Annotated in this window: 2 protein-coding genes and 1 pseudogene (1 of these 3 cut by a window edge); 1 reads left to right on the top strand and 2 read right to left on the bottom strand. The window is 40.2% G+C overall.

The genetic code is table 11. The annotated features are described in order from the left end of the window. A protein-coding gene (locus H6G97_RS23030) for a DUF4347 domain-containing protein (protein ID WP_190942966.1) crosses the window boundary here: on the top strand, positions 1 to 8,521 show its end. Its footprint begins 26,810 nt before the window's first position; only the last 8,521 of its 35,331 coding nucleotides appear in the window; its start codon lies off the left edge, out of view; it ends in the stop codon at positions 8,519 to 8,521. A gap of 302 nt (positions 8,522 to 8,823) precedes the next feature. Here H6G97_RS23030 and H6G97_RS52820 read toward each other — a convergent pair. Both H6G97_RS52820 and H6G97_RS23035 read right to left on the bottom strand, forming a co-directional pair. Beyond that, positions 8,824 to 8,991, bottom strand: a pseudogene (locus H6G97_RS52820) (IS701 family transposase); the annotation flags it as partial. Between the two features lie 474 nt (positions 8,992 to 9,465). After that, positions 9,466 to 9,702: a hypothetical protein gene (locus H6G97_RS23035; RefSeq protein ID WP_190942967.1), complete on the bottom strand. Its 237-nt coding sequence runs from the start codon at positions 9,700 to 9,702 to the stop codon at positions 9,466 to 9,468. Between the last annotated feature and the right edge of the window lie 258 nt (positions 9,703 to 9,960).

Here is a 9,960-nt window from a genome sequence, read left to right on the forward strand (position 1 = left end):
GAGTGGTGGTACATTAGAAACTGCATTCGGTGGCAATATTAATATCTCGGCTGAAGCTGGTATTGTCTTAAGTGGACAAGTTGCACCTTTGAATAACGACAAGACTGTTAACCCTGAAAAAATCAGCATCATCAGTGAAAATAATGCAGGTGATGTCTTCATTGACAATGCGATCGGAGCGCGTAGCCAGATAATCATTAAAGGTAACAATCTCTACCTACTCGACTACCAAGAAACTGATGCTCTCAAGTCTGTACGCCCCAATAATGCTTTAATTCAAACCTATGGCGGTGCTACAACCACTGACCCCAGCATTCAAATTCACGGTACTGGCAAAGTCATTATTGCGAAGAGTCAAGCACCTCTCACCCGTGCTTTAGTTGATTCTTATAAAGATATTGAAGTCATTGCTGATTCTCTCTGGGTACAAGGTTATTTAGACAGCAGTACAGATGTCACGCTGAATGTAGTCAGTTCAGCCGAGATTAATGGTTTAGTTACCGCAGCGCAAAATATCAATGTCCGGGCTGGTATTAACCCAAGCTGGGATTTAAACACTCTCCGAGGTACAGTTACTCGTTCTCAACTCAGTGGTGGTAATATTCTCATCAATGGTACAGGCACTTTAAAAGCCAATAATATTGCCACTCTCCTCGCTGGTGGTACAGTTACCGTTAATGCTGATTCCGCCCTTGGTGCAGGAACTAAACCTGTACCCATTCCCTTTATTACTCAAAAAGTTATTACTGTTCCAGTCGTCACTGGAACTAAGCAGGTTTCTGATGGCACAATTCAGGTTGAAGTAGTTAACTGGATACCCACTACTCTTACTGAACAAGTAGGGGTAGATCAAGTTCGCGTGGGTAATGAATTCTTCACGATGGATGTCAACCTCAGCCAAGATAGTTACTGGAATCCCACGACAAATACTGAACGGGAATGGTTTGTTAATAAGGTTGACTATAATACTTTTGACATTAACTGGGGTAGTGTAGCTGTACCAGATACTGACCACAGTTTCAATGAATTAACTGATGATCAGAAAAAGGCTGTTTTAGATACTCTTGGTTATTACAAACTCTATGACTTTGGCTTTAGTAACGCCAAAGTTGAAAAAACCATTAATGGTAATCCCACTTCTAATTCTGTTTACTGGAATTTAGCGGAAACCACAGATTCTTATGAAATGGAAACAGTTAATGGGCAAACTAACCCCAAACAATTTATTGGTGGAAAGGATTATAAATTAAGTGCAGCAGCCGACTTCTACAACTCTTACGATGTGGCTACCAATCCTAATAATATTGCAACCAAAATTATCAATATTAAAGTAGATAGTTGGGGTGATAAATATATCCGTGTACCAGTAGGAATTGCGGCTGATTTAGCAGCAATACTCAGAACTGTGTCTCAAGGTGAGGCGAAAATTTTAAATGACAATAATAAAAATAACTTTAATGAGCTTTCACCTAATAGCTACAACTCATTACACCAATGGATAACTCAAGGTAGTGTCTCCTCTCCTACGGGTGAATATGTTGGATATTATTGGGATGTTGCAGATGTCAACTATACCCAAAAAGCATCAGATTACTACTATCCAAATGATGGCTATCCTGGTGGCTATGATAGTCCTCGTGATCCCAATGAAGATGGAAAAGCTTATTGGAATGTGGGTTATATCAACAATTCTGGTAACAGATTTTTTAGGATCAATGAGTATAGCACTGTTAATTTAGGTATAACTCCTGAGTGGAATAGTGGTAACACAACATCAAATCCAGTACCAGCATTTTATCAAATGGGTCGTTATACAGATCAAATTCAAGCTTATAACCAATATGTAACTGCGTTAAAAGATAATACGTCATCTTTCACTCAAAAATCTTCTAGTATCAGAAGCAATCAATTATCATTTTCCTTCAAGTACTGGGGTGATTGGGTTAAACTTGGCGGTTTTTGGAAGGACGATGATGACGGTTCTTCTCTTGGTTATAGCAGTGACAATAACGTACCGCGATGGGATTGGAGAACCCTTACTGACAGCGATAAAGATGTCCTGAACAAAGCGTATGGAAACAAGAATGATTTTTTGAAAGGTGAACCTGGTTATAATTCTATTGAGTTAAATTACTCTAACTTAAATGGTTGGCAAAGTGAATATACCGAGGTTAGATCAACAAGTAGATACCACGACTATGGTACGTTTGGTGGCGATGACATTAGTGCGCTTGTTGAAGGGCGTAACGAATTAACTCATAATATTTATCAAGATTGGAAAGATTACCAGTACCACTGGATTTCACGATATAAACCCATTTACGACGGGCGTGTGCAACTTTCTTATCAGTGGGTAAGCCAAGAACAGGATATTTATGATGGTCGTCCGCGTTACGAAACTCGTAATATTCAAGTTAAAGATGTCAGTATCAGAACCGATAATAAATTCCGCACGGAAAACATCACCGAAAACCAAACCATTTGGATAACGGAACGTCAGACATCAGGTGACGAAAAAGCCTATGGTCAATTTGCTGGTAACTCAATTAGTGCAGCTAACGGCATTATCATCGACGCAACGGGCAACATTAGCATCACTGGTAAACTGGAGGCTAACGGCACAAGCGGTAATATTAATATCACCAGTTTGGGACAAGTAAATATTCAAGGTAAACTCCCTGACGGACGCAGTGCGAGTGATACCTTGGCTGCACCTTCCTATATTTCTGCCCAAAATCAACTCAACATCACTGGTAGCAGTATTACCGTCCTCGACTCCAGCGAATTATTAGCTAATAGCAACAGTGGACAAGTTAACCTCACTACCACTTCCGCGACTGGTGACATCAATTTTGCAGGTGCAATCAATGCTGGTACGGGTGCAACATCCGGCACTCAAATCCAACTTAAAGCAGGTAATGACCTGAATATTACTGGTTTACTCAACGCAGGTAACGGCATTATTGCCCTCGCAGGTCAAGTGGGTGGTAATGGTAACATTACCGGGGATAGCTCCACTTACCTACAAACTGCTGCAACAGGAAGTATTACCATGTCTGCGGGGACAACCAGTGGTAATGTTGACCTACCTTCTGGTTGGATAACCACTGCTACTTTAAACATTACCGCTTCTGCTGGTACTATTAACAACTATTTAGTTAATAATGGTGAGCGTCAACACGGTTTAATGACGGCTGACACCATCAACTTCACCGCCAAATCTGGTATTAGTGTCAATCTTGACGTTAGTACTTTGAATGTGAATAACACCAGTAGCGGCAATATTGACCTCACAGTTGATAAAAAAGCGACTACCGATGTTCAAACCACTGTCATAAATAATAACGGCAATATTAATATCAACTCCATTAGTGGTATTCGTTTACTTAATGTCACAGCTTTAGGTACAGGTAACGATATTCAGATTACTGCTGGTGGTAATGTCACCGTTGATAAATTAAAAGCAGCCGATCAGCTTACCCTCAACACCAATAGCGTATTAACCCTGGATCTCGATGCGGCTGATGATTTATCTGCTGGTACTTCTATGACCATCTCGGCAGCTAGCATTATTCGTAATAATACCAATCGCATTCGTGCTAATACCTTAGATGTCAACACGGCTAATGATAATCTTGATCTCTACACCCAAGTCAATAACCTGAGCTTAGAAGCAGGTGGTACAGGTAATGTCAGCATTAACAACATTGCTATCACCTTAAATCTCACCTCTGGGATAATTAGTAACGGTAGCTTTACCCTGAATACTAGCGGTGCATTAGTCGCTACATTGGTGAAATTGATTAATAATAGTCAAGCACACACCTTTAGCATGACCTCTGGTGACGATATGAGCATTGGAGAAATTAATGCTGGTTTGTACAGTGATTACGATCCTCAAGGTAACTCAATTTCCAGCAGTCAAATTAATCTCACTTCTAATAATGGTGCAATTCTCGCCTTCAACCCCAATGATGGGATAGCTGATGTAGTGGCGAAGACAATAACTGCTAAATCTGGAAAAACTATTAATTTTGAAACAGCAACAGAAACTAACGGACTATCTGCAACTGCTAATACTGGCGATATCTTGATTGAGAGAATCAGCGCCGATGATGCCAAGACGCTAGTTTTAGGCGACCTGATTGCATTGCAAGGTAATGTGAAAGTTATTACCGCAGGTAATCTAATTGCGAATACGGGAATCGAATCTGCCAGCAACGGTAGCATTGAACTTGTCAGTCAAACTGGCAATATCATTGTCACTACCTCTACCACTAATCCTAGTGATAAATTACTCAAGAGTAATACTCTAAAATTACGGGCGACGCAGCAAATCATTATTGATAAAGATATCACCCTGGAAGGAACGACGCTCCTAGAACTTGCTTACGGTAAAACAGGTATTGTTCAGGGTTCAATACAACTACCTAAAATCAAAACTAATGAATTGACATTAGAATTAGGTTCCGGTAGCATGATCGTCTCACCAGAAACCTTTGTTGACACTAGTGGTAAGGCGATTCCTTTAGAAAAAGTTAATTTAATTGCACGTGGAAACCAAATCACTGAAGGTCAGTTTGTTGGATACTATCGCTACCGAGATGTAAATAGCAATACTACTTACTACTTAGACACAGCAGACCTTGTTAAAGGTACAAAAGTTTATCGTCAATCTGGTAGTGACTTAGTAGCGCTAACTGCTGCTGAAGTTGATAGCTTAAGACTAGCCCCTGTACTGAATACTATCAGTTATCAAGTCATCGAAGAAATAAGTGGTCGGTACGTCTTTAGTGGTAATAATGGTCGTGAATACTATATCGATGGTTATGAGTTAAGTAAAGGTGGCGATCGCAAAAACCTTAACGAGATTCCCAATGGCACTACTGTTTACACCCGTCAAGATGACGCAGGGCAGTACGCTTACACAGTCGTAAACCCAACCGAAATCCAGAAGGATGCAAATGGCAATGATGTTGTAGTTGGTTACAAGGTTATTTACTCAAGCGAATCTGATTACAAGAAATTCATCGCACAAAATCCGCAGTTCCAAGATGTCCAAATTAAATTTACTGCGGTTAACAACTATGCATCTCTAAGCCTACAAGCCAAGATGAAGCAGGAACTAGCTGGTGGTATTCAACTTGTTACTTCATCAGGAATCCTTCAAGAGGAACGCGTTGGCTTCCCACTACAAGCAGGCTCTATAACCCTGAAAGCACAGCGCGACTTAGGCAACATTAGCTTCAAAGATATCATTGGTACTAATGTCGAAATTGGGACTGGTGACAATCTCAATATAATTGGAGCGCCCACTGTAACAGGAAACCTGAAGATATCTTCTAACGGTTACTTTGATGACAAAGGTAGCTTTATCGGTGGTCTAATTACTACTGACAAAGAAAAAGTAGTTATTGATAATGTCATCACCGAAAGAGATGTTGTCCTCAGGGCTTCTGGGCTAGAACTTGTAGCCTTCAAAGGTATCAATATTAAGAGTGATGTCCAACAACTCAAAGCAGCAATTATCGACAAAGGCGATATTACGATCAGCGAGGCTAATTCAATCACCCTCAGCGATGTTTCAGTTAAGCAAGGAAACCTAACAATTTCCACTGTTGATACTAACGCTGTAATGACTATCGGCAAAGTGGAAGCGGGTAATAAAGTCAACATCACAACAGGACAAATATTTAGTGCTGCTAGCGATGGTGTTGTTGACCTTATTGCTGAAAGCTTGACCATACAAACAACCCAAGGTATCGGTACAGACAATGCATTACTGGAAACCTCGGTTAAAAATGTAAGCGTTATCGCAGGTGGCGGTGCTAACCTCAGCAACTACGGTGGCTTGACTGTCGATAGTATAAATGCTGGCGGTGGTGTCGAAGTAGAAACCCATAGCCCGCTAACGATCGCAGGTAATGTATTAGCGGGTGGCAGAATCCGTTTGCAGACAGGTGATTCTCAAGGAAGCGGCGACGATTTAACGATTAGAGCCAACGTTACCACTACAAGTGGTAACATTACCCTTAATTCTGGTGATAACCTCTTAATAGCTCAAAATGCCTTGATTGCGACACTGGGTGAAATTATCATCCAAGGTGACTTTAATAATAACGACTTTGGTATAGGTAGCACTATTACTTTAAGCGGTACCCTCAAGAGTATCGGTGTTAAAATTAATAGCGGCGATGATAGCGATATCATTAACATTGATGGAAATATCATTAACTATTCAGCAACTGGTATCCTTACCACTGTTATTAGGTCGCAGAATGGTAACGATATTATTAACCTGGGCGATAAGAACAAAACTCTTAATAGTATCGCGGGTTCGATAGATATCAATACTAGCGATGACTTCGATATCTTAAATATCGAAAATAGCGGCAACCCGTTGAACAATAACCTCAAGGTAACGGTTGATAAAATCTCTGGTTTAGCGGGAATGACAGGTGATATTAGTTATCTCAAGGTTGAAAAAATTAATATTAACTTGGGTTCGGGTAACAACTTGCTCAACATTGCTTCCGACATTACTGCTGAAGTAAATGTCAACTCTGGTCTGGGACAAAACACCATCTTGATGGACTACACTAACAAGACGGAAGCATTCGACCTATTACTCGATAACGGTACTATCACAGGCTTCACAGGGGCAGGTAATCTTGAATACAATAATTTTCAAGCGATTGATGTCAGGTTGGGTACAGGCGATGACAAGTTTACTATCAAGGACACTAGCTTTACCCAGAAAATTTCGGTAGACGCAGGTGCTGGTTACAACCAGTTGATAGTTGATGTCGCCGATGAAACCAAGAGCCGAAACGAAAGCATTAAGATTACAGAGAACAATGTCTTCGGTATCGGTCTTGATACCCGCTTCCAATACTCAGGCATGAAGGAAATCGATGTCCAATTAGGCTCTGGTGCCGACAACATTAACTTGGTCAACGATTTCACTGGTAAGCTCAACTTCAATACAGGTATCGGTGACGACACCTTAATTCTTGAAAAGACTCTGGGTATTACTAATATCAACACCCAAGAAGGCAGCGATATGGTATTCATCAAAACTATTAGCGCTGCTACTTCAGTTGATACTGGTGCTGGTAATGACTATATTGAGGTTGCTAATAATAACAACACTGTCGATAGCATCACTGCATTGCTAACAATCAGCGGTGGAGAAGGTCAAGATTACTTAACAGTCAACGATTCTGCTGATAGCGATAACAGTACGTTAACCTTAACCGACAGTACCATTAGGGGACTAGATTTAACTGCTGGCATTAACTACAGCCAACTGGAAATGCTCGATGTCTTAATGGGTTCGGGAAGCGATGTTGTCAATATTGAAAGCACTCACCAAGGAATTAGCTACGTTTCTACAGGTGCAGGCAACGATACAGTGAATGTTGAAACCATCGCTGGCGAAACAAGCGTTAAACTCGGTGCTGGTGATGACACAATTAATGTAGGCGATCACAACAAACAACTAGATAACATTTACGCTGCGTTGATTGTATCGGGGGGCATAGGTAACAATACATTAAATATCGATGATTCTGGGGATAGCAAAGACAATACAGCCATCCTCAACGACACCCTACTTATTGGTTTGGGAATGAATGGTGAAATTAATTACGGTAACTTTGAGAACCTAAATATCAAGTTTGGTTTCGGTAGCGACATTCTCAGCATTGAAAGTACCCACCAGCAATTAACGTATATCGATACAGGTGCAGGTGACGATACAGCCAATGTCGAAAATATATTTGGTGAAACCAACGTTAAACTCGGCGTTGGCAATGACACTGTAAATGTCGGCAATCTTAACCAATTTGTTGATGATATCTCAGCAACGCTGATTGTATCAGGTGGTATGGGTAGCGATACATTAAGTATCGATGACTCAGGTGATACAAAAGACAACACAGCGATTCTCAACGATACCTTAGTTACTGGCTTCGGCATGAACGGTGAAATAAACTACGGCAACTTTGAGAATTTAAACCTACTAATGGGTTCGGGCAGCGACATTCTCAGCATTGAAAGTACCCACCAGCAATTAACGTATATCGATACAGGTGCAGGTGACGATACAGCCAATGTCGAAAATATATTTGGTGAAACCAACGTTAAACTCGGCGTTGGCAATGACACTGTAAATGTCGGCAATCTCAACCAACTTGTTGATGATATCTCAGCAACGCTGATTGTATCAGGTGGTATGGGTAGCGATACATTAAGTATCGATGACTCAGGTGATATAAAAGACAACACAGCGATTCTCAACGATACCTTAGTTACTGGCTTCGGCATGAACGGTGAAATAAACTACAATGAAATTGAAAACTTAAGTATTCTACTTGGGTCGGGAGCCGATTTAGTTACCATCGAATCTATCTCGGTTGACACCAATATAGATACTGGTCTTGGCGAAGACTTTATCACTCTCGACGATCTCAGCTTACTTTTAGCTCGACTTATAGTTGATAAAAAAAGGAAGAACTAGTAGTTTATTGAAAAATTGCTAATTCTCGATTTGTAGAGACGTGATATCTCATGTCTCTACATTTATTTTGTTTGGTCATATCTCTTTCTCCAATAAACATTAGACCTCTTGCAAAAGTGCTTTTTGCAAGAGGGGAAGGGGAAGAACAAGAAGAGGGGGAAAGGTTAAAGGGGAAAGGTATGAAGAAAATTCCTTTACCCCTTCCCCCTTACCCTTTTCCCGACTTATGCAAGAAGTCTATTTTTGTTAGCCATAACCTCATTTCTCGCACCGCCTTGACATCCCACTGTGCATCTCTGGTAAAAATGATGTAGTGACTGACCGTTTTTCAGTCCTACTATTTTGCCTATCTCCGGCAGAGATTTCTGTGGGATTTTTGATAGCATTCCCAAGTGTAAAAACTTGAATGCTTCAAAATGTCTCACATCCTCAAATAATGAATAATAGTGTTGACAATAATTATCTAGAAAGCAACTGTGCTTACTGCCTGTCTATGTGGCGTAACCATCCCTATTACTTGCTGTTTCTGGTTTTCTTCCTGATTATACTTTCCCCGCAGTAACAAAAGAGGGTTTATACAATAGTGCTAGTATGGGGCAACTAACTGTATAAATTGATCCAAAAGCAGGAGTTAACAGTAGAGCTTCTATTACTGTTAATATCATGTTCGACTTAATACTTATGTCATTGCGAGGGTAGCGCGGCAATCCCCAACCTTTGCGATTGCTTCATTCCACTTCGTTGCATTGGCAATGACATATTATAAGTGATTTGCCGAACATGATATAACTCCTAAATTCATGGCACTTATCAAGAATATCAACTCTCATTGAGGCACACGAGCAAGAGGGAAGGAGTAAAGCCTGTCCAATACATTTGCAATTGTGCCCGAATTTTGGGGTGGAGAAGTTGGGCTATTGCTGGTCACTTGTGGTCAACTTAAACTAAATTTGATTTACAATAGCTTTCAAACGCTTTAATCGCTGATTCTGTTCTGACCACTTTTTGCAAGCATCTTCAACAATTTTTATCTCTGAGGGCGATAAAAACTCATCCCCTTGCCCAGATGCGATAATTTTAGCTGCTATAACTGCCTCTTCATACTCCACACCGTACTTAACCAGTTCTGTGCAAAATATTTTTTCTCTTTCTTCTATTGATGTAAAGTAATTACTTGGCATTGTTCAATAAATAATATAAGTCTTATTTTGAAATCAGATCAACTAAAACAAGTTTCCATTTCAAATCCTACGAATTTTATAAATTTATAAGTTCTGCCTAGAGATACTTGAAAAGAAATAGTTAATTTGTATCTAGAGTACTAAGAGGATGTTTTAAAAGTAGGGTAATGTTGTAAGAAAGCTCACAAAGCTTATGCTGAGATTTGTAGAAACCAGCACCTTGTGAGCAAATGACTAAAGCATACCGTAGCAATTTGA

The organism is Nostoc flagelliforme FACHB-838 (assembly GCF_014698065.1).
Classification (GTDB): Bacteria; Cyanobacteriota; Cyanobacteriia; order Cyanobacteriales; family Nostocaceae; genus Nostoc; species Nostoc flagelliforme_B.